Genomic DNA, 18,569 nt, shown 5'->3' with positions numbered 1-18,569 from the left:
CCTCGCATCGAAATTCTCGAACTGACTAGCGCCTCAAGCCCTTCGCAGGCCCAGGAGAGCTCTCAGGGTTCCCTCTCGGGGCTGCGTCCAATGGACATCGTTCGTGATGCGGTCCAGTCTCAGTCTTAGTCTCAGTTCATGTCCGTCCGGACGCGTTCAGGGACTGACGGTGTACCACCCGCGCTCAGCTCAGAACCCCTGCCGGACCCTCCTGAACCCCAGCTTGCAGACTTGGAAAGCGTGTATAGGGCAACCTATCAGGGGTTCAAATCCCCTATCCTCCGCGCCTGGTTGAGGCAGTAAACGCGAAGGGGCCGACCCTACCCAGTCGGCCCCTTCGTCGTTTCCGGTCCCAGTTGGCCTCTTCAGAAGACTCTGTGCTCGCTTCCCTTTGCGTCCGGAACACGGCGGTGTCGTCCCACACGCTGGGACAAGTGACGGCCTGCCCGAATGGCAACCAAATGGTCATCCAACCGATACGACGAGTACGGAGACTGGCCGCCGAGGCGTTGCACGGGGAGGAGAGCACGTGGGCATCGATCACACGAACACCGATCACGCGAGCATGCGCAAGAGCGGCCAGGCGATCCACGACGAAGGCGGCGAGTTCGGGCCCGCCGTGAAGCGGACCTGGGACCAGCTCGGTCCGCTGGTCCCCTACTTCGGCAACCCCGACAGCGACGAGGCCGCTCGCATCTTCCGCCGCGGCCAGGACGGACACCCCGGCTTCGACGACGCCTACGAGACCCTGAGCGAGGCGCTGCGCAACCTGACGGAGTCGTACAAGGCCATCGGGGACGCCGTCGAGGCGATGAGCGGGAACGTCAAAGCGGGCGAGTGGGCCAGCATGATGGACAAGAACGGGTACCTGAAGGACCTGCTCGAGTTCGCCGAGCGGAAGGACGAACCGATCGCCGTGCCGTCCACCCCCGTGCGACGGGACTGAGGAGCCACGCATGCCCATCGGACTCGCCACGAAGGTCGCCGCGGGCGGGATGGCCGGCGCCGGCCTGGCGGGCATCCTGGCGCCCGAGGCCCTGTTCGGGATCTCCTACCTCGAGGGCGATCCCGCCAAGATCCGGAAGGCGGCCGACGTCCTCGACGAGGTCGCCGACACCATCGACGAGCACTTCAGGACCGCGAACGGCGCCGCCACCGCCGTGTGGACGACCAGCAGCGGCCCCGCGGTCGAGGAGTTCAAGAAGTTCTGGACCGAGCGGTACGGACCCGCCGTCCTGGAGGTGTCGCTCAGGCACCGCAGGACGGCCAACGCCTGCCGCGCCTACGCCGACGTGATCGAGCAGGTCAACCACGCGCTCAAGGTGCTGTGCTGGATCATGACCGTCGACATGATGTACACCATCGGCTACCAGGTGCTGACCTGGAAGCTCTACCAGGCGATCGTGAAGCGGAACGCGCTGCTGCTCCAGTTCACCGCGCACCGGTTCGTCGCCATGGTGCTGCCGGTGTATTTGTACTGGGCGACCGACAGCGCCGCCTACGCCACGGGCGAGGTGATACTGCCGCTGGCCATCAACAAGTTGGGCGGCATCAAGACCGACATGTCGGGCAACGAGGTGCAGTCGCTGGACTACAACGTCAGGACGTTCCACGAGCATTTCTACGCCAACATGGTCTTCAACTCCGTGCTCGACGGCAGCCAGGCGCTGATGGCCAAGGTGCCCGGACTGCGTACCGTGGCCACCAACGTCGAGCTGCCGAACGGGGTGAAACTGAACACCGAGGGCCTTGTGCCCCGACTGACGGGCTCGACCGCGTACTCGATGACCATGGACGCCCAGCACGGCGACAACCCGCTGCCGGGCACCGAGCACGGGCTGACCAAGGAGGACATGTACCAGAAGTTCATCGTGCACGGCACCCGCAGCCTCATCCCCAGATAGCGGCCGGAGGCGTCACAGGTAGGGCCGCGTCACCTCCATGACGCGGCGGGCCGCGTCCTCTGTCGCCCGCCGTGACGCCTCCAGGATGGCGTCGGCCAGCTCCTGCGAGCCCAGCCGCATCGCACGGGGGTCGATCTGCAGGCCGGTCAGCTGTCCCGACGCGGTGACCCGAACCCTGACCTTGCCGTCGGGGCTCACCGCCTCACCGACGACGTCGCCGACCAGGCCCATGACGTCGGAGAACTCGCGCGAGTTCGCGTTGAACTCCGCCATGACGCGGTCGAGCTCGAGGTCGCCGGTACGTAGATCACGTTCTGCCATCCCGCATTATCTACCGGACCCCCATACCGGGGGCAATGGGTAACTGTCGGGCGCGCCCGGTGAAGCCTCGGATCGCCTGGGCGCGCGGTCGCTAGGGTCGGGGCATGGACCACGAGCCGATGCGGCGAGTCGCCGAGTTCCGCGAGGTGTTCGACGTCGAGGCCGGAGCCGAACGCCCCGAACTGGCGGAACACCGCCGGACGTTGCTCGCGGAAGAGGCGCGCGAGGCCGCCGAGGCCCTCACCGACCTCGCGAAGACCCTGCGATCCTGCGACGACCCGCTCACCGCGTACCAGGCGGTGGCCAAGGAGCTGGCGGACGTCCTCTATGTCACCTACGGGGCCGCGGACGCGCTGGGGATAGACCTGCCGGCCGTCTTCGTCGAGGTCCATCGGTCCAACATGAGCAAGCTCGACGCCGACGGCCGCGTCCTGCGCCGAGCCGACGGCAAGGTGCTCAAGGGGCCCGGTTACCGGCCACCGATCCTCGATGACGTCGTGAAGTGGCCACCGACCGCCTACGCGCAGCGACCGCGCGCCGCGCTCGATCCCCAGGAGAAGGATGCGACCTGAACGCGAAGTCGCCGATGTCTCCGCGCTGCGGGCACGCCTCCGACACGTGTACTGGATCGGTGGTGGAAGCGGTGCGGGGAAGTCGACCATCGCTCGTCGCGTGGCCGACCGGCACGGCCTTCTTCTCTACGCGACCGACGACGTGATGCCGGATCACGCCCGTCGGAGCACTCCAGAAGACAGCCCGTTCCTGAGCGCGTTCGCCGCCATGGACATGGACGAGCGATGGCTGAACCGGTCCCCGGAGACCATGCTCGACACCTTCCACTGGTTCCGAGGAGAAGGCTTCGATCTGATCGTCGAAGACCTGCTCCGCCTTCCGGAAGAGCGTCCTGTGCTCGTCGAGGGTTTCCGGCTGCTGCCGCACCTCGTGAAGCCTCTCCTCGCCGTGCCGAGCCACGCCGTGTGGCTCCTGCCCACGCCCGACTTCCGTCGATCGGCGTTCGGCAGCCGGGGCTCGCTCTGGGAGATCGCCCGCAGAACCAGTCATCCGGAAAGGGCTCTGTCCAACCTGCTCGAGCGCGATCGGTTGTTCACAGAACGCCTGTACGAGGCAACGAAGAGCCTGGAGCTGCACGTCGTCGAGGTAGTCACCACCATGACCGAGGACGCTCTGGCCGAGCGCGTGACGGAGGTGTTCGGGCTTCGACCTGGCACGGGCTGACCGTGCACGCCGGAACATCGTCAGGTGCCCGCCCCCACTTACGACGGCCGGGCAGTGCGCGGCCGTACGACTGGGCACCTGACGGTTCCGAGGCCTGCTTACGCGTGTTCGCGGACGTAGCGGAGCATGCCGATGACGTCCTCGGGAACGAGACGGCCGATGGCGCCGCTGGAGTAAACGCTGACGATGACCTTGCCCTGCGGGTCGAGCACGAAGCCGGTCGACTCGAAGTGCGTGGGGTCCTTGTGGACGAAGGCGCCCGTCGCCTCGGCGAAGGCGTCGGCGTCTGCGCTGTGGCCCACCGGGAACTGCAGGCCGTGCTTGTCGATCAGTTCCTTGGTGGTGGCTTCGTCGTCGACCGAGACCGCGACCACCTTGGCGTCCAGCTCGGCGAGCTTGTCCAGCGACCGCTGGAAGGCGCGGAGCTGGGCGTTGCAGTACGGGCACCACGAGCCACGGTAGAAGAGCACCACACCGTAACCGCCGGTGAAGGCGTCGGGCAGTCGCAGCGACTCCCCGTCGGGCAACGACACGGAGAGCGCCGGGAACGTGTCGCCGGGGTTCAGCAGGGTCATGAGGTTTCCTTTCTCGAGGTCAGCCGGCCGAGGACCAGCTGGACGTAGGGCATGTGCTCACGCGGTGTCGGAGACGTCCCAGATCTGTCCGGTGCGGTCGTCGGCGGCCAGGCGGGCGAGCAGCGAACCGGCGGAGTGTTCCGGCGTGATCAGCATTCCTTCGGCGTGCGAGCGGACGAACCGCTGGTGCAGCGCGGCGCCGACGCGCTCGGGGGCCTGCGCCCTGATCCAGCCCGGCATCGCGGTGTCGACCATGCCGGGGCGGTACACGTTGGCGGTGACCCCGGTGCCCTCCAGCTCCCGCGCGAGGTTCACCGTGTGGGCCTCGAGCGCGGACTTGGTCGTGATGTACGCGTTGCCACCGATCATGCCGGTGGGGTTGGCGACGATCCCGGTGGAGACGTTGACGACGCGTCCCCATCCTCGGTCGATCATGCCGGGCAGGAACGCGATCGTGAGCGTCACGGGCGCGACCACGTTGATCTTCATCGCCACGGCCCACGTGGCGGGGTCGACGGTGGCGGTCGGTTCCAGCGGCCAGACCACACCCGCGTTGTTGACCAGGATGTCGACCGCGCCGAACTCGTCGCGGACCCGTCCGGTCGCGCGGTCGAGCTGCTCGTCGTCGCCCAGGTCGGCGGGCACCACGAGCGCCGAACCGCCCTGCTGCCGGACGAGGTCCGCCGTCTCGGCGAGCTCGTCCACCGAACGCGCGACCAGCGCGACGGCCGCGCCCCCAGCGGCCAGTCCGACAGCGGTCGCGCGACCGATACCTCGCCCGGCCCCGGTCACCAGAGCGACCTTGCCCTTGAACGAATCAGTCATGCCCAGGTTCGCATCACGCGCCGGCGAACTCTTACCGCCGTGTGATGCTTGTCACAAGCGCCGGCCATCGCCCTCCGGCACCGGCGGGCTGCTCAGGCGTCGGGGTCGCTGATCGCGGCCAGAAGGCCCTCGTAGTCGTCCGAGCAGGGGCCGCAGGCCCGCAGGTGCGCGGTGATGCCCGGATAGCGTTGCTCGGCCCCTGATCCCTGCGCCACCAGCTCGACGTAGACGTGGAGCATCGCCATCGCCTCCTCGCACCCCACGTCGCGCGGGTCGGTGTGCAGGAAGCGGTCGAGCTCGGTCCAGCCGTTCACGGTCGCCTCACCATGTCATCGTTCACATAACCTTTCGCGGCGAGAGCGGCCCGGAGCTTACGCCTGGCGTCGAACATCGTTTTGTAGACGGCGTTCCGGTTGGTGCCGAGCTCGACCGTCAGTGCGTCCAGCGGGACCCCGTTGAGGACGAGCGCGACGAAGACCCGGCGTTGCCGTTCGGTGAGCTTCTCCTCCACAGCAGTGCGCAGCGCCGCGAGCAGGTCACGCCATTCCGACTCTCTCGCCGGGTCGAACCCGAACCGGTCGGGCAGCCGCTCCCACTCCTCGCTCTCGAGCGGCACAGGCGGGTTGCGCCAGAAGTGCCGTCCGAGCTTCGACGACACCTCCAGGACGACGAACCTGTACGCCCACGTCGTGAACCGGCTCTCTCCGCGGAAGTCGCCGATCTTGGCGGTGACGGCCAGCAGCGCGTCGGCCGCGGCCTGGTGCGACAGGTCGTCGAGCTCGGGGCCGGTGATGCCCCACCGAGGGCCCCGCCTGTTCACCTCTTTCCCGGCGACCCGCAGGAGCAGCGCGTGCAACCGCGCGACGGCCGCCTGGCGCTCGGGCTCGGGGCCGCGCAGCGTCCGTACCCACTCGGCCGACTCCGCGTCGAACGAGGCACGGGCGGGCGAGGTCGCGCCCGCGCGGTCGTGTGACATGCCCCGATGCTATCGATCGTCGCGCCGCCGGCACCCGAACGCCTCACGCGGCGTCGAGGGCTTCGGTGATCTTGCGGGCCGTCTCGGCCATGACGGGGCCGGGCCCTCCCTGGTGGGCACGTCCGGCCGCCTCGACGGCGATGACGACGGTACGGCGGAAGTTGTCGGCCTCCGCCGGGTCCTGCTCCTTGAGCAGGGTCATGGCCGCCGTCAGGGCGGGCAGCACCCGGTCGGCGAGGCCTGCCACGGACGTGCCGTTCAGATCCATGCCCTTCGACTTCTCGGCGAGCACGTGCCCGACCAGGCCGGTCGCGGAGTACAGGGCGATGGAGCCGTCGGTGGCGGCCCGGTGCGGCCGGCCGGCGGCGCCGGCGGCCGCCATCAGCGTGACGGCGCCGTACGCGGCGGTGCGGAGGGTGAGCTTGTCCTGGACGGTGAGGGTGACGGACATGGTGGTGTGCTCCTTCTGATGTGCAGGGGTGGGGGTCAGTCGATCGCCTGGTAGACGGTGGTCCAGAAGTCGTGGATGAGCTGCGCCGAGTTCGGCACCGACATCCCGACCTGGGTGAGCAGGATCCCGGTGAGCTGCTTGTCCGGGTCGGCGTACGTCGACGTGCCGCTGCCGCCGTCCCAGCCGAACTGCCCGACGGACGCGTAGTCGCCGCGGTACGTGCGCACCGCCATCCCGAGGCCCCAGCCGCCGTGCTGCCCCTGTCCGTACGACACGTGGACGTTCTGGGTGGCCATGGCGTTGCGGAAGGCGTTCTGCTCGGGCGTCAGCCGGTTGGTCGTCATCAGCTCGACGGCGGGCCGCGACAGGATCCCTTCGCCGCCGTTCAGCAGCATCCGGAAGTAGGCGTGGTAGTCGTCGGCGGTGGAGACGAGCCCGCCGCCGCCTCCCTCGAACGCCGGAGTGCGGCTCCACCGTCCGCCGTCGGCCGGGTCCCACACGGCGAACTCTCCGGTCTGCGGGTCGGGAGCGTACAGGTCGGGCAGCCGGTGGATCCGGTCGGCCGACACGTGGAAGGCGGTGTCCTTCATGCCCAGCGGGTCGAAGATCCGTTCGCGGAGGAACGTCCCGAACGTCTGGCCCGTCACCCTGGACACCAGCACGCCAAGCAGGTCGTTGCCGATGTGGTACTGCCAGCGTTCGTCCGGCTGGTACATCAGCGGCAGCTCGCCCAGGCGGCGCATCCACTCGTCCTGCTCGGGCATCGGCGTGGGCAGGTCGGGCGTGAGCCCCCGTTCGAAGACGGCGTTCATGATCGGGGTGCCCAGCGCCGTCACGTCCATGCCGAGCCCGAACGTGCAGGTCAGCACGTCCCGTACGGTGATCGGCCGCCGCGCCGGGACGGTGTCGTCCAACGGGCCGTCGATCCGCTTCAGCACCCGCCGGTCGGCGAGTTCGGGCAGCCACGGGTCGACCAGGTCGTCCAGCCGCAGCCGGCACTCGTCCAGCAGGGCCATCGCCGCAGCCATCGAGACCGGCTTGGACGTGGAGGCCATCCGGAAGATGGTGTCCCGGCGCATCGGCTCGCCACCGTCGTGCCGCATCGTCCCGAGCGCTTCGACGTGCGTCTCGTCGCCCCGGCCGACCAGCGCGACCACCCCGGGGATCTTCCCGGAGTCGACGTGCCGCTCCAGCACCCCGCGCAACCGGGCCAGCCCCGTGGCCGAGAAACCGTGTCCCATCGTGAATCTCCTTCGGTGAGCGCCCTCCTGGCGTGAGATCCACGATCGGCGACGGCGCTGACACCGGGCCGTCCCCGTACTGACACGGCCGCTGACGGGCCTGACGTACGGGAGGATGGTCCGTGTCACTGACGCGGGAACGGATGGCCGCCCTAGTAGCCGCGGCCGGTTACGACGGGGACGAACCGATCGCCGTGGGGATGCGGCGGCACGGCGCGCCACCCGTCGAGGTGGCACAGGGGCTGACGTCCGGCGGTGCGCGGTTCACCACGACGACCACCGTCTACGCGGCCTCACTGGCCAAGCAGATGACAGCGGCCTGCGCGGCGCTGCTGGTTCGGCGAGGCGTGCTCGACACGGACTCGCCGCTGTCACGCTGGATGCCGGAACTACCGAGCTGGTCCGCCACGGTCCGCCTCCACCATCTCCTCCACCACACCGCGGCCCTCCCCGACTCCTGGACAGACGACCGCACCACCCGAACCGTCGTCCAGGCGCTCGCCCGGACGCCGTCGCTGGAAGACCGGCCCGGCACGAGGTACGTCTACTCCAACGCCGGATACGTGTGCCTGGCAGTGATCGTGGAGCGGGCCGCTCGAAAGCCGTTGCCCGACTTCGCCCACGACCACCTCTTCCGGCCGCTGGGAATGGCCGGCACCCACTACTGGCCCGGTCCAGCCCCCGCGCCGCCCGGCGCGACGCCGCTGAGCCCCGCGCCCCTGTCACTGGGCGACGGAGGGGTGTGGACGTCCCTGCGTGATCTGTTGCGCTGGAGTGAGGCGCTCAACGCGGACGAACTCGGCGTCTCCGCACTCATGCAGACCCCGGGACGCCTCGACGACGGAACGCCTGTCGACTACGCCTGGGGCATGGGCGTCAGGTCGCTCGGACCGCACCGCGTCTACCGGCACGGCGGCGGCTGGAGCGGGCTGCGCGCCCTTCAGGCACGCGTCCCCGCCCTGGGTCTGAGCGTCGCGCTCATCGCGATCCGCGACAACACCGAACGGCGGGTCGCCCTCCTCGACGGCCTGCTCGACGAGGCGACGCGCATCAGCTGATCCACTGTGCCGCACGACCCACGGACGATCAGGAACCGGTGACCGTGATCGAGCCCGAGTCGCTGGTGAGGCTGATCGAGCGCGGGGCCGAGGCGTCCTGCGGGGTGGTGATGTTCTCGGCGCCCGAGTCGGTGGTGGCCTTGACGGCGTACGGCCCTCCCGGCACGCGCACCTCGGTGCCGCCGGAGTCGGTGACCGTCTCGACCTTGTCGGGCCGGCCGGTGAAGGCGAGGGTGATGGCGCCGGAGTCGGTCCTCGCGAGCACCTTCTTGCCGGCCAGCCCGCCCGCCTCGATCGCGCCGGAGTCGCTGGACGCGTCCACGTCGCCGGACAGGTCCCGCAGCGTCACCGCGCCGGAGTCGCTGACGGCCTTGACGCGCAGCCCGCGGGGGATCTCGACGACGTAGGCGACGTCGCAGCTCACGGACACCAGCCGGCGGGGGCAGGTGAACGCGAGCACGAGGGTGTCGCCCCGCGTCTCGTGACTGGTGACGGGCTTGTCACCGCGCCAGCGGCGGTGCTCGGTGACGCGGATGTCGTCACGGGCCGACTCGGTCACCTCGATCTGCCCGGAGTCGGTTGCGATGCTGATCGCGGCGACCTTGTCCGCGACGTCGTAGGACGCGGTGTCCTCATCGAGGATGCCGCCGGTGAGGCCGCACCCCGTCAACAACGCCGCGACCCCGACGGCACCCGCGGCGACACCCAAGATTCTCGTCATGCCCCCGAGTCTCCAGCGCGACCGGGTGCTCCGGCGTCAGGGACGTCCCCGGGAACGTCCCTGACATCGCCCCTGAGAGGGCATTGCCGCCTGCCCGTTTCCCGGAAAAAGGGCAGGTCGTGATGCCGGACCGGTATGCCGGGCCGGCGTGACGTCGGTGGATAACCAGCGCGCATTTGCCGCCCTGGTCGCGCTCGTTCACGATCCGCGTGGAAGGAGGCGTGCGATGTCGGAGTCGTACACCATCACGGCGATGCCGCCGTCCGTGGCGGTCGCCCGGTTCTGCATGTGGGCGCAGTCGATCCTGGGCCTCGTCGGCGTGCTGCTGCTGGCGACGCTCCTGGGCGGTGCGCTGCCGACCGGGGTCGTCGGCGCGTTCCTGCTCTGGCTGGCCGTCCCGCTGGCGACGCTGGCGCTGATCGGGTTCCTCGCCGCACGGATGTCCTCCCGGCGCGGCTGGGTACGCACGGCCGGACTGGTCATGGAGGCGCTGATCGTCTTCCTCGGAGGCTGGCAGCTCCTGGACGGCGTCACGGTCGGCAACCTGCTGGGCGTGGCCATGGCAGGGATCGTGTTCTGGCTGCTGTGCGGGCCTTCCTCGGCGACGTGGTTCGACAGGTGACCGTCGTCGTCACCCCGCGACGACGGCCCTCGAACGGTCGGCCGCCATGGTGAGCGCGAAGCCACCGAGCATCGTCCCGGTGACGTACCGCTGAACGCGCAGCCAGGCCGGCCGGCGCAGCAGGAACGCCGCCAGACCCGCCGCGGAGATCACGATCAGGCCGTTCACCAGCGTGCCCACGACGATCTGTACGGACCCGAGCGCGAGGCTCTGCAGCAGCACGTGGCCCATGGACGGGTCGACGAACTGCGGCAGCAGCGACAGGTACAGGATCGCGATCTTCGGGTTGAGCAGGCAGGTCAGCAGCCCCATCGAGAAGAGCTTGCCGGGCCGTTCCGCCGGCAGCTCCCGCGGCTCGAACACCGACCCGCCGCCCGGCCGTACCGCGTTCCAGGCCAGCCAGAGCAGGTACGCGGCCCCGGCCAGCTTCAGCGCCGTGTACAGGGCCGGTACGTACGCGAAGACGGCCGTCAGCCCGAGGCAGGTGGCGGTCAGGTAGGCGGAGAAGCCGAGGAAGACCCCGGCGAGCGAGATCAGCCCGGAGCGGCGGCCCTGCGCGATCGACCGGGAGATCAGGTAGACCATGTTCGGCCCCGGCGTGAGCACCATACCTAGCGAAACCACCGCAATACCGATTAGACCACCCGTCATGGCGCCAGCTTATCCGGCGCACCCCAAGAAGTCCTGCCTGATTCATTACGCAGAGTATCCGTCCCCCCACCGGGGAGAACTGCATCGGGAGGCGCGAGATGCAGTTCGACGACGATGCTCCACTCGACCCCTCGCAGGTCGAAGACGCCCGGGCTTCGGGCCGGCGACCCCGCGGCGGCCCCGGCGGCATGCCCGGCGGCTGCATGCTGCCGATCGGCGGCAAGGGCGGCTGCCTGCTGGTGCTCCTGGCCGTGGCCGGGCTCTTCCTGTTCGGGTTGGTCCCCTCTCCGTTCACCGGCGACCAGAGCGGACAGCAGGGCGGCGGACGGCTGCCGAGCCCTCCCCCGACCACCGCGCCCACGCCGTCGGGCAACCTCGCCGAACGCTGCAGGACCGGCGCCGACGCCGACCAGTCGGAGGACTGCCGCATCGTCGGCACGGTCAACAGCATCCAGTCGTACTGGCGGCAGGAACTGGCCGAGCGCGACGGTGTGACGTACACCCCTGCCAGGACCGTGCTGTTCTCCCGCAAGGTCAGCACCGCCTGCGGCTTCGCCGCCACCTCCGCCGGGCCGTTCTACTGCCCGACCGACCGCAAGGTCTACCTCGACCTGTCGTTCTTCGACACGCTCCAGCGCGACTTCGGCGCCGAGGGCGGCCCGTTCGCCCAGGCTTACGTGATCGCGCACGAGTACGGCCACCACGTCCAGAACGTCCTCGGCGTCATGAAGAAGGTCGACCCGGAGGGCCGTCCCGGCGCCGGCAGCCCGGCGGTACGCCTCGAACTGCAGGCCGACTGCTACGCCGGCGTGTGGGCGCACAACGCGGTGCGGACCGGCTTCTACGAGGAGCCGTTCACCAAGAGCGACATCCAGCAGGCGCTCAACGCCGCGGCGGCGGTCGGCGACGACACCATCCAGCGCCGCACCAGCGGCCGCGTGACGCCCGACGCCTTCACGCACGGCACCTCCGAGCAGCGCACGAGATGGTTCAACGTCGGGTACGAGACCGGCGACCCCAAGCGCTGCGACACCTTCACCGGCGTGATCTGATCCTGGATGCCACGCTGACCTGCTAAAAGAGGACTGGACAGCGCAAGGAATCCGATTCTCTCCTAAAATCGGATGGGTGATCTTCAAGCTTGTCGGCGACGGACGCCCTTACCCCGACCACGGTCTGACCCATAAGGACTGGGCGCAGATCCCGCCACGGCAGGTCCGGCTCGACTCGCTGATCACCACGAAAGCCATGCTCGACCTGCATTCTCTGCTGGCCGCCGACTCCACTTTCTACGGCGACCTCTTCCCGCACGTCGTCCAGTGGCAGGGCGAGCTCTACCTCGAGGACGGCCTGCACCGCGCCCTGCGCGCCGCGCTGCACCAGCGTTCGATCCTGCACGCGAGAGTCCTCGAACTCCCCTGAACACAGGGAAATGGGAGTCGCGAACTGCGGCTCCCATTTTTGGTGCGCCCTGAGACCGGGCGCGCGGGGTCAGCCGTCCAGCGACGAGATGACGTCGTTGAAGTGGTAGCTGTCGAGGTCCTTCACGTACGCGTGCGGCGCGACCCGCAGGTAGCGGCCCTTGAAGCCGGCCTCACTGTAGAACGTGATCCACCGGTTCGTGTTGTTGACGATCGAGGAGATCTTGTCGTTGGTGAGCACCCGGTTGCTGAACACCTGCTCCAGGGTGTTGAAGGTCGAGACGTTCGTGCCGCGGTGGTAGAACTTGTAGCCCCCGTGGAAGCCGGCGTTCTCGAAGACGCAGATCTGGTTGTGCGGACACGGTGACGACGCCGTCGAGGCCGACGCCGCCGGCGACAGCGCGACACCGCCCGCGGCCACTACGGCTACGGCGGCGAGCACCTTCAACGCGTTCTTCTTCACGGTTCTTTCTCGCATTCACTTCTCATGCTTCGGGAGCCCCGCCGGTGGAGTGGATCCGCGGCGTTCGTCCCTTGATCGGAAGTGACGCTAACGACGCAGCCGCTCACCGCACCGCGTAAAAGTGCTCACAACCCGAAACCGAGCGCTGTGCGGGGTTTTCGCGCGCGGGAAAGGCCCCCGGAAATGACGAAACCCCCGAACCCGGAGGTTCGAGGGTTTCCGATGCCTGAGACATCGTCTGGCGGTGGTGGTGGGATTTGAACCCACGGATGAGTTGCCCCATCACACGCTTTCGAGGCGTGCGCCCTCGGCCACTAGGCGACACCACCGCGACAGAGCTTACCGGATCCTGCGAGTGGCGAAGAACCGCTTCAACAGCTCGCCGGATTCCTCGGCCAGAACGCCCATGACGACCTCGGGCCGATGGTTGAGCCGGCGGTCGCGGACGACGTCCCAGAGCGAGCCCACGGCGCCGCCCTTGTCGTCCGTGGCGCCGTACACGATGCGGTCGACCCTGGCCAGCACCGCGGCGCCCGCGCACATCGTGCAGGGCTCCAGGGTCACCACGAGCGTGCATCCGCCCAGCCGCCACTCGCCGCGGCGCGCGGCGGCCCGCCGCAGCGCGAGCACCTCGGCATGGGCGGTCGGGTCGGCGGCGGACTCGCGGTCGTTGCCCGCGGCGGCGAGCACCTCGCCATCGGGGCCGAGGACGACCGCCCCCACGGGGATCTCACCCCGCTCGCCCGCCGCGACCGCCTCGGCCAGGGCCAGGCGCATGGCCTCGTCGTCGGTCACCTGAGCCGGTCGAGCTCGTCGGCGAACGACAGCCGCTCGGCGATCAGCGACAGGATGTCGGCAGGGAGGACGCCTTCCTCCATGCTGAGCTCCAGCAGCTCCTCGCTGCTCATGCCGAGGTCGCTGAGGAGGTCGAGGTCTCCGGCCGGGCGCACCCCGAGCTCGGTGCCCTCCTTGTCGGGCACCACGCCGACGAACTCGGCGAACAGCTCACCCAGACGGTCGGACGACACCGCGTGCGCGTCCGACAGGAAGACCCGCGGCTCGTCGTCGTCGCGGTAGCGGACGATGGCGAACCACTCGTCCTCCACCTCGACGCAGAGCAGCGCCAGCTCGTCTCCCGTGAGGCTCAGTGACTCCGCGACCGCGTCACCGAGATCGTCGATGATCTCGGCGTCCGCGAGGTCGACCTCGGCGCCGCTCCAACCGTCGGAGGTCCTGACGAACGCCGCAGAGAAGGTGTTGGACGCCATGTCCGTGCTCCAGGGGGGTCAGCCGAAGACGGATTCGATGGCCCGCTCGAACGGCTCGGAGAACCCCAGCCGCGCGGCGATGCTGGACAACACGTCTTCGGGCAGCAGGTCGATGTCGCCGGAGAGGATGCCCAGCTCCATCTCGTCCAACCCGAGATCGGCGAAGATCGACAGATCTCCGGCGGGCAGCACCGTCTCCTCGTCCTGGAGGATCTCGTCGAGCTCCTCCTCGTCCGGCACGGGGACGTCGAGGTATTCGAGCACCTGCTGCGCCAGCGGGAAGTCCCACGAGGCGGCGATGTCGGACAGGAACACGTCGACCCGCTCGCCGAGGACCCGCAGCGCCACGAAGAACTCGTCGCCGACCGCGACCAGACCGATCGTGCCACTTTCGCTCGGCTGCTGCCTCAGCGCGTGGATGAGCCCCTTCAGATCGGACGTGAGCGCCACGGGCAGCAGCTCGGCGTCCCATCGGTCGTCCTCGCGATAGACCACGATGGCGAAGTCGAGAGCGTCTTCGTCTGTCATCGCCATCCCCACCCGACCGTTGACACGACAGATATCACCAGCACCCAATCGTTTCAGAACCCGCCATCCGGCGTGGGCCTCTCCGACCAAATTGTGATCAAAACCCGCGACGCGAAGCCCTGGGACCGCCCGCCACGCGCTCAGCCTTCCCCGGCCTCGCCCCGCCCAACGTACGGCACGCGCCGGAGGACATTTCGCGCAGGTAGGCATGGGTGCGGACGGAGCATGGCACAAGATACCGTTGCCTTTCATGGAAACCCTGGTCGTCGACCATCCGCTCGTGGCCCACAAACTCACCGCGCTGCGCGATGTCCGCACCGACTCGCCGACCTTCCGCAGGCTCGCCGACGAGCTCGTGACGCTGCTCGCGTACGAGGCCACCCGCGACGTGCGGGTCACCGAGGTCAGCGTCGAGACGCCCGTCGCCACGGCGCGGGGGCTGCGGCTGGCGAAGCCGTACCCGCTGGTCGTGCCCATCCTGAGGGCCGGGCTCGGCATGCTCGACGGCATGACGAGGCTGCTGCCCACCGCCGAGGTCGGGTTCCTCGGCATGATCCGCAACGAGTCGACGCTGCAGGCCGAGACGTACGCCACCCGCCTGCCCGACGACCTGTCCGGCCGGCAGTGCTTCGTGGTCGACCCGATGCTCGCCACCGGCGGCACGCTCGCGGCGGCCGTGCAGTTCCTGCTCGACCGGGGCGCGATCGACGTCACCGCCATCTGCCTGCTGGCCGCACCCGAGGGCCTGGCCCACATGGACAAGGTGTTCGCCGGCTCCGGCAAGCCGGTCCGCGTGGTCACCGCGGCGCTCGACGAGCGCCTCAACGAGAACGGTTACATCGTGCCCGGCCTGGGCGACGCGGGCGACCGTCTCTACGGCGTCGTCTGACGCACCGATCGCCGCAAAAAATCCCTTTCCCGTCACATGGGGTCACCACTTCGTTACATACTGTTGTCGAGTGGGTACGAACAGGCCCGGAAGGCAACTTCCGCATGCGCGTGGGGGGCGACGATGAGCGATCACACTGAGGCGGATCCAACTCCGTACGCGGAGGTCGAGGAGGTGCTGTGCGACGAGTTCGCCGGCGTCCACTCGGCGACCACCGTGACGCGCTGCGTCGAGGCGGCGCACTACGGCGCGCTCGAGGTCACCGGATACGCACACCCGAGCCTCGTCGAACGCATCGCGCGCAAGCACCTTCACGTCCTGGCTCTCGTGGCCAGCGAACGTGGCTGACCAAGATCGGAACTAACCCGCCGACTTACCTTTACCCGCACACTCGGGTGGGTAATGTAGTGGGCGGGTGGAGTGGGTAAGTGGCACGGAGGCCGACGGTGCAGGTCAAAAAAGTCCTCACATACGGTGGTATCGCATTTGTGGCGTACTACCTGTTCGCTCGACCAGCTGACGCCGCGGACGCGGTGAAGGGAGCGTTCGACACGGTGTTCAACGCAGCCGACTCTCTGGCGCAATTCGTGAACAGCCTCTCATGAGACTTGTGACCCACGGGGACTCCGCTCCATCGTCGGTCAACCGCTACCTCCTCCCCCAGGAGCAATCAGTCATCATGGTTCGGCGGCATCCCGCCGTCCTGCTGCGTCCCGTCGCCGAGGTGCTCGGCGGCCTGATCGTCGCCGGCCTGCTCAGCAGGTTCTTCGGCAGCAGTCAGGCCGGCGGCACGGCTCTCGTCGTCGTGTGGTGGCTCTGGCTGCTGTTGCTGATCCGCTTCGTATGGAAAGTCGCGGAGTGGTCGGTCGATTACTTTGTGGTGACTTCCAAGCGAATGTTGTTGACCACCGGGTTGATCACGCGCAAGGTCGCGATGATGCCATTGGCGAAGGTCACCGACATGAGCTTCCAAAGATCTCTGCTCGGGCGCATGCTCGGTTACGGTGAGTTCATCCTCGAGTCAGCCGGTCAGGACCAGGCTCTGTCAACGGTCGGATACATTCCGTACCCGGAGACGTTGTACCTCGAAGTCTGCCAGATGCTTTTCCCCGGGAAGGACGACGGGGACGATTAATCTTCGCGTGGCAAATTCTTCACGTGGGGATACCAGATTCGGCTACTTCATGCAATCATTGCGTGTTGTTGACCCTCCCCCGCCTTGAGAGATGAGATGCCGAGTCAGGGAACCATCGGTGACCGCGTCCGCGGACTGCGACTGAACAGGCGGATGTCCCAGGCCCAACTGGCCGGACCCGACCTGTCTGACAGTTATGTCTCACTCATCGAGTCGGGCAAGCGCACGCCGACTCCCGTGGTGGCCCGGCTCCTGGCCGAACGCCTCGGTTGCACCACCGAGTTCCTCCTGCACGGCATCGAGCCTCGGCAGCGCATCGACACCGAGCTCGGGCTGCGGCACGCCGAGCTTGAGCTGCAGCACGGCGACCCCTCCGTCGCCGCCGACCGCTTCACCGAGATCGTGAAGGCGGCCGACGAGGAGAACGCCATGCTGACCGCGCAGGCGCGGTTCGGCAGGGCTCGCGCCCTCGAGGCGCAGGGCCGGCTCGGGCAGGCGGTGGAGGCGTTCGAACTGCTGCGCAGGGAGGCCGCGGCCCACCCCGAGCGGCTGGCCGACCTTCCGCTCACGATCGCGCTGAGCCGCTGCTACCAGCTGGCCGGCGACCGGCTGCGGGCCCGCGACCTGGCCGGCCACGCGCTGGAGCAGGCCCAGCGGCTGTCCGTCACGCAGGGCGAGATCGCCGTCGACCTGGCCGCCGCGATCGTCGAGTCGCGCGGCGAGCGCGAGAGTGACTCCCCCGAGCTGGCCTATGTCCATACGGTGCTGGGCCGGTCGGGCGTTCCTGAGGTTGTGGACCGTTCCGCCGAGATCCGGTCGCTGTGGCAGGCGAGCACGGCCGCGGCCGCGGGTGACGACTCCGCGCTGGCCGTACGGCTGGCCGACGACGCCATCATGGCGGGCCGGGAGTCACGCATCGCGCTGCGGCTCGCCCGTACGGCGCTGCACTGGGCGCGGCTGGCGACGGTGTCGACCGACGAGGCCGAGCGCTTCGTCGAAAGTGCCGCACGGGTGTTCACGGCGTTCCCGGCGACCGCGGCCGAGCTGGGCGAGAGCCTGGTCGTCCACGCGCGGGTCAAACTGCGGGCCGGTGAGCTCGTGGGCGCCGCCCAGCTGGCCGGCAAGGCACTGGGGCTGACCCACGACCGTTCTGCCACCACGCAGACCGAGGCCCGGCTCGTGCTGGCCACCGTCGCCCTCGACCAGGGCGACGACTCCCTCGACCACCTCCGTACGGCGCACGCGCTGCTCGACGGCCTCGACCGGCCGGTGTTCGGCTCCGACCGTCCGGCCGCGCGCTGCTGGCGTGAGCTGGGCGACCTGTACGGGCGCGCCGGGCTCCGCGCGGAGCAGACGGTCGCGTACCGCAAGGCGCTCGAGGCGGCCGGGGTGCGTTCCGCGATGGCCGGTGTGACGGCCGACGCCACCGTTTCTCGCTGACCTGCCGGGAGTTCCAGAGACAGCGTCTGGAATAATGTAAGTCCGCCAATCATTGACTCATAGGATGATTGGCTTTCCCGGAGGAGGCGAACGGTGAGTCTGCGTACGGCGCAGCGAGCTTCGCTCGTCGACCAGGTGATCGATCAGCTCAAGGAGCAGATCACATCAGGAGCCTGGCAGATGAACGGCAAGATTCCCACCGAGACCGTGCTCGCTGAGCAGCTCGGTGTCGGGCGCAACACCGTCCGGGAGGCCGTACGCGCGCTCACGCACGCCGGGTTGCTGGAGTGTCGTCAGGGTGACGGCACCTACGTCCGGGCGACGAGCGAGCTGTCCGGCGCGATGCTGCGCCGGCTGCGCCAGGCCGAGCAGTTGGAGATCCTTGAGGTGCGGCGGGCGCTGGAGGTCGAGTCGGCACGGCTCGCCGCCACGCGGCGCACCGAGGAGGACATCCGCCGCATCGAGGCGGCGCTCGCCGAGCGCGAGCGGGCCTGGGAGCTCGACGACCCCGACCGGTTCGTGGAGTCTGACCTCGCCTTCCACATGGCGGTCGCGCACGCCACCCACAACCTGGTGCTGATCGACCTGTACGAGGACTTCTCCGCCGCGCTGCGGGCCAGCATCACCGCGGCGGGCACATCGCTGAACAAGAACTACATCCCGCACGAGGCGATCGCCCGCGCCATCGCGGCCGGCGACGCGGCCGCGGCCGAGCGGGCGGGCCACGCCTGCATGGAACACATCCTCATCGCCCTCACCGAGTCCTGAGGCTTCCCGCGGGCGCCTCGAACCACAGGGCGCCCGCGCTGGGCTCGACTCGAAAAAGGCCGCAGGCACCCTCGCG

General features: G+C 68.9%; 26 protein-coding genes and 1 tRNA gene. 13 read left to right on the top strand and 14 right to left on the bottom strand.

Annotation, left to right across the window (positions count from 1 at the left end; all coding sequences use genetic code 11):
- Positions 1–529 precede the first annotated feature (529 nt).
- Complete coding sequence (locus BLR04_RS28985; RefSeq protein WP_090771163.1) at positions 530–946, top strand: hypothetical protein; 417 nt, start codon at positions 530–532, stop codon at positions 944–946.
- 10 nt (positions 947–956) lie between these two features.
- The gene (locus BLR04_RS28980; protein WP_090771161.1) at positions 957–1,904 is read left to right on the top strand and encodes a hypothetical protein; all 948 of its coding nucleotides are present in this window, start codon (positions 957–959) and stop codon (positions 1,902–1,904) included.
- Positions 1,905–1,916: 12 nt separating this feature from the next.
- Here the strand turns inward: BLR04_RS28980 and BLR04_RS28975 are convergent, their stop codons facing one another.
- Positions 1,917–2,225, bottom strand: coding sequence for a YbaB/EbfC family nucleoid-associated protein (locus BLR04_RS28975; protein ID WP_090771159.1), 309 nt, complete (start codon positions 2,223–2,225; stop codon positions 1,917–1,919).
- 104 nt (positions 2,226–2,329) lie between these two features.
- Here BLR04_RS28975 and BLR04_RS28970 point away from each other — a divergent pair, with 104 nt between their 5' ends.
- Together BLR04_RS28970 and BLR04_RS28965 are read left to right on the top strand one after the other, a co-directional pair.
- Complete coding sequence (locus BLR04_RS28970; RefSeq protein ID WP_090771156.1) at positions 2,330–2,797, top strand: pyrophosphohydrolase domain-containing protein; 468 nt, start codon at positions 2,330–2,332, stop codon at positions 2,795–2,797.
- Between the two features lie 100 nt (positions 2,798–2,897).
- Positions 2,898–3,461, top strand: a complete 564-nt coding sequence (locus BLR04_RS28965; RefSeq protein WP_218129220.1) for a hypothetical protein — start codon at positions 2,898–2,900, stop codon at positions 3,459–3,461.
- A gap of 98 nt (positions 3,462–3,559) precedes the next feature.
- Here the strand turns inward: BLR04_RS28965 and BLR04_RS28960 are convergent, their stop codons facing one another.
- The 6 genes from BLR04_RS28960 to BLR04_RS28935 all read right to left on the bottom strand — a co-directional run bounded on the left by BLR04_RS28960 (position 3,560) and on the right by BLR04_RS28935 (position 7,529).
- Positions 3,560–4,036 carry a peroxiredoxin family protein gene (locus BLR04_RS28960; RefSeq protein WP_090771152.1) on the bottom strand — a complete coding sequence of 159 codons (477 nt, stop codon included), beginning with the start codon at positions 4,034–4,036 and terminating at the stop codon, positions 3,560–3,562.
- Positions 4,037–4,093: 57 nt separating this feature from the next.
- The gene (locus tag BLR04_RS28955; protein ID WP_090771150.1) at positions 4,094–4,861 is read right to left on the bottom strand and encodes an SDR family NAD(P)-dependent oxidoreductase; all 768 of its coding nucleotides are present in this window, start codon (positions 4,859–4,861) and stop codon (positions 4,094–4,096) included.
- 92 nt (positions 4,862–4,953) lie between these two features.
- Entirely contained in the window at positions 4,954–5,175 is a 222-nt protein-coding gene (locus BLR04_RS28950) for a hypothetical protein (RefSeq protein ID WP_090771148.1), read from the bottom strand.
- Positions 5,172–5,837 (bottom strand): RNA polymerase sigma factor, encoded by a 666-nt coding sequence (locus BLR04_RS28945; protein WP_090771146.1) that lies wholly within the window; start codon positions 5,835–5,837, stop codon positions 5,172–5,174. Before BLR04_RS28945 ends, BLR04_RS28950 begins: the two co-directional genes overlap by 4 nt.
- 43 nt (positions 5,838–5,880) lie before the next feature.
- Positions 5,881–6,288, bottom strand: a complete 408-nt coding sequence (locus BLR04_RS28940; RefSeq protein ID WP_090771145.1) for a hypothetical protein — start codon at positions 6,286–6,288, stop codon at positions 5,881–5,883.
- Positions 6,289–6,323: 35 nt separating this feature from the next.
- Positions 6,324–7,529 (bottom strand): serine hydrolase domain-containing protein, encoded by a 1,206-nt coding sequence (locus BLR04_RS28935; RefSeq protein WP_090771143.1) that lies wholly within the window; start codon positions 7,527–7,529, stop codon positions 6,324–6,326.
- A gap of 122 nt (positions 7,530–7,651) precedes the next feature.
- On the opposite strand from BLR04_RS28935, the gene BLR04_RS28930 reads away from it, so the two are divergent.
- On the top strand, positions 7,652–8,587 hold the full coding sequence (locus BLR04_RS28930; RefSeq protein WP_143022260.1) for a serine hydrolase domain-containing protein: 936 nt from the start codon (positions 7,652–7,654) through the stop codon (positions 8,585–8,587).
- Positions 8,588–8,615: 28 nt separating this feature from the next.
- Here the strand turns inward: BLR04_RS28930 and BLR04_RS28925 are convergent, their stop codons facing one another.
- Complete coding sequence (locus BLR04_RS28925) at positions 8,616–9,308, bottom strand: DUF4097 family beta strand repeat-containing protein (RefSeq protein ID WP_143022259.1); 693 nt, start codon at positions 9,306–9,308, stop codon at positions 8,616–8,618.
- Positions 9,309–9,534: 226 nt separating this feature from the next.
- On the opposite strand from BLR04_RS28925, the gene BLR04_RS28920 reads away from it, so the two are divergent.
- A complete protein-coding gene (locus BLR04_RS28920; RefSeq protein ID WP_090771137.1) occupies positions 9,535–9,930 on the top strand; it encodes a hypothetical protein in 396 nt (131 codons plus the stop codon).
- 9 nt (positions 9,931–9,939) lie between these two features.
- Here the strand turns inward: BLR04_RS28920 and BLR04_RS28915 are convergent, their stop codons facing one another.
- Complete coding sequence (locus BLR04_RS28915) at positions 9,940–10,554, bottom strand: LysE family translocator (protein ID WP_245740630.1); 615 nt, start codon at positions 10,552–10,554, stop codon at positions 9,940–9,942.
- Between the two features lie 125 nt (positions 10,555–10,679).
- On the opposite strand from BLR04_RS28915, the gene ypfJ reads away from it, so the two are divergent.
- On the top strand, positions 10,680–11,633 hold the full coding sequence (ypfJ, locus tag BLR04_RS28910; RefSeq protein ID WP_090771133.1) for a KPN_02809 family neutral zinc metallopeptidase: 954 nt from the start codon (positions 10,680–10,682) through the stop codon (positions 11,631–11,633).
- A 76-nt stretch (positions 11,634–11,709) separates the two neighbouring features.
- A complete protein-coding gene (locus BLR04_RS28905) occupies positions 11,710–12,003 on the top strand; it encodes a type II toxin-antitoxin system VapB family antitoxin (protein ID WP_090771131.1) in 294 nt (97 codons plus the stop codon).
- Positions 12,004–12,072: 69 nt separating this feature from the next.
- Here BLR04_RS28905 and BLR04_RS28900 read toward each other — a convergent pair whose 3' ends face one another.
- From BLR04_RS28900 to BLR04_RS28880, 5 genes are all read right to left on the bottom strand, one after another.
- Positions 12,073–12,480 (bottom strand): peptidase inhibitor family I36 protein, encoded by a 408-nt coding sequence (locus BLR04_RS28900; protein ID WP_090771129.1) that lies wholly within the window; start codon positions 12,478–12,480, stop codon positions 12,073–12,075.
- A gap of 224 nt (positions 12,481–12,704) precedes the next feature.
- Positions 12,705–12,794: transfer RNA gene (locus BLR04_RS28895), tRNA-Ser, on the bottom strand.
- A 10-nt stretch (positions 12,795–12,804) separates the two neighbouring features.
- On the bottom strand, positions 12,805–13,260 hold the full coding sequence (locus BLR04_RS28890) for a nucleoside deaminase (protein WP_342672312.1): 456 nt from the start codon (positions 13,258–13,260) through the stop codon (positions 12,805–12,807).
- Positions 13,257–13,733 (bottom strand): tRNA adenosine deaminase-associated protein, encoded by a 477-nt coding sequence (locus BLR04_RS28885; RefSeq protein ID WP_090771127.1) that lies wholly within the window; start codon positions 13,731–13,733, stop codon positions 13,257–13,259. Before BLR04_RS28885 ends, BLR04_RS28890 begins: the two co-directional genes overlap by 4 nt.
- 18 nt (positions 13,734–13,751) lie before the next feature.
- Entirely contained in the window at positions 13,752–14,267 is a 516-nt protein-coding gene (locus BLR04_RS28880; protein ID WP_425413458.1) for a tRNA adenosine deaminase-associated protein, read from the bottom strand.
- 244 nt (positions 14,268–14,511) lie between these two features.
- Between BLR04_RS28880 and upp the strand changes: the two genes are divergently transcribed.
- The 5 genes from upp to BLR04_RS28855 all read left to right on the top strand — a co-directional run bounded on the left by upp (position 14,512) and on the right by BLR04_RS28855 (position 18,493).
- Positions 14,512–15,150: a uracil phosphoribosyltransferase gene (gene upp, locus BLR04_RS28875; protein WP_090771125.1), complete on the top strand. Its 639-nt coding sequence runs from the start codon at positions 14,512–14,514 to the stop codon at positions 15,148–15,150.
- 123 nt (positions 15,151–15,273) lie between these two features.
- Positions 15,274–15,498: a hypothetical protein gene (locus tag BLR04_RS28870; RefSeq protein WP_090771123.1), complete on the top strand. Its 225-nt coding sequence runs from the start codon at positions 15,274–15,276 to the stop codon at positions 15,496–15,498.
- Between the two features lie 253 nt (positions 15,499–15,751).
- On the top strand, positions 15,752–16,285 hold the full coding sequence (locus BLR04_RS28865) for a PH domain-containing protein (protein ID WP_090771121.1): 534 nt from the start codon (positions 15,752–15,754) through the stop codon (positions 16,283–16,285).
- 96 nt (positions 16,286–16,381) lie between these two features.
- Positions 16,382–17,725: a helix-turn-helix domain-containing protein gene (locus BLR04_RS28860; RefSeq protein WP_090771119.1), complete on the top strand. Its 1,344-nt coding sequence runs from the start codon at positions 16,382–16,384 to the stop codon at positions 17,723–17,725.
- A gap of 93 nt (positions 17,726–17,818) precedes the next feature.
- Positions 17,819–18,493 carry a FadR/GntR family transcriptional regulator gene (locus tag BLR04_RS28855; protein WP_090771117.1) on the top strand — a complete coding sequence of 225 codons (675 nt, stop codon included), beginning with the start codon at positions 17,819–17,821 and terminating at the stop codon, positions 18,491–18,493.
- Positions 18,494–18,569 lie beyond the last annotated feature (76 nt).

Source organism: Nonomuraea maritima (genome assembly GCF_900100395.1).
Lineage (GTDB): Bacteria > Actinomycetota > Actinomycetes > Streptosporangiales > Streptosporangiaceae > Nonomuraea > Nonomuraea maritima.
Note: the sequence above shows the minus strand (reverse complement) of the source record. Positions and strands in the feature narration are given on the sequence as shown.

Bases quoted from the DNA above. Each gene is read 5' to 3' on its own strand.
- BLR04_RS28980 (WP_090771161.1), top strand. From the start codon at position 957: ATGCCCATCGGACTCGCCACGAAGGTCGCCGCGGGCGGGATGGCCGGC.
- BLR04_RS28975 (WP_090771159.1), bottom strand. From the start codon at position 2,225: ATGGCAGAACGTGATCTACGTACCGGCGACCTCGAGCTCGACCGCGTC.
- BLR04_RS28970 (WP_090771156.1), top strand. From the start codon at position 2,330: ATGGACCACGAGCCGATGCGGCGAGTCGCCGAGTTCCGCGAGGTGTTC.
- BLR04_RS28960 (WP_090771152.1), bottom strand. From the start codon at position 4,036: ATGACCCTGCTGAACCCCGGCGACACGTTCCCGGCGCTCTCCGTGTCG.
- BLR04_RS28955 (WP_090771150.1), bottom strand. From the start codon at position 4,861: ATGACTGATTCGTTCAAGGGCAAGGTCGCTCTGGTGACCGGGGCCGGG.
- BLR04_RS28945 (WP_090771146.1), bottom strand. From the start codon at position 5,837: ATGTCACACGACCGCGCGGGCGCGACCTCGCCCGCCCGTGCCTCGTTC.
- BLR04_RS28940 (WP_090771145.1), bottom strand. From the start codon at position 6,288: ATGTCCGTCACCCTCACCGTCCAGGACAAGCTCACCCTCCGCACCGCC.
- BLR04_RS28935 (WP_090771143.1), bottom strand. From the start codon at position 7,529: ATGGGACACGGTTTCTCGGCCACGGGGCTGGCCCGGTTGCGCGGGGTG.
- BLR04_RS28925 (WP_143022259.1), bottom strand. From the start codon at position 9,308: ATGACGAGAATCTTGGGTGTCGCCGCGGGTGCCGTCGGGGTCGCGGCG.
- BLR04_RS28920 (WP_090771137.1), top strand. From the start codon at position 9,535: ATGTCGGAGTCGTACACCATCACGGCGATGCCGCCGTCCGTGGCGGTC.
- ypfJ (WP_090771133.1), top strand. From the start codon at position 10,680: ATGCAGTTCGACGACGATGCTCCACTCGACCCCTCGCAGGTCGAAGAC.
- BLR04_RS28900 (WP_090771129.1), bottom strand. From the start codon at position 12,480: ATGCGAGAAAGAACCGTGAAGAAGAACGCGTTGAAGGTGCTCGCCGCC.
- BLR04_RS28885 (WP_090771127.1), bottom strand. From the start codon at position 13,733: ATGGCGTCCAACACCTTCTCTGCGGCGTTCGTCAGGACCTCCGACGGT.
- BLR04_RS28880 (WP_425413458.1), bottom strand. From the start codon at position 14,267: ATGGCGATGACAGACGAAGACGCTCTCGACTTCGCCATCGTGGTCTAT.
- upp (WP_090771125.1), top strand. From the start codon at position 14,512: ATGGAAACCCTGGTCGTCGACCATCCGCTCGTGGCCCACAAACTCACC.
- BLR04_RS28870 (WP_090771123.1), top strand. From the start codon at position 15,274: ATGAGCGATCACACTGAGGCGGATCCAACTCCGTACGCGGAGGTCGAG.
- BLR04_RS28865 (WP_090771121.1), top strand. From the start codon at position 15,752: ATGAGACTTGTGACCCACGGGGACTCCGCTCCATCGTCGGTCAACCGC.
- BLR04_RS28860 (WP_090771119.1), top strand. From the start codon at position 16,382: ATGCCGAGTCAGGGAACCATCGGTGACCGCGTCCGCGGACTGCGACTG.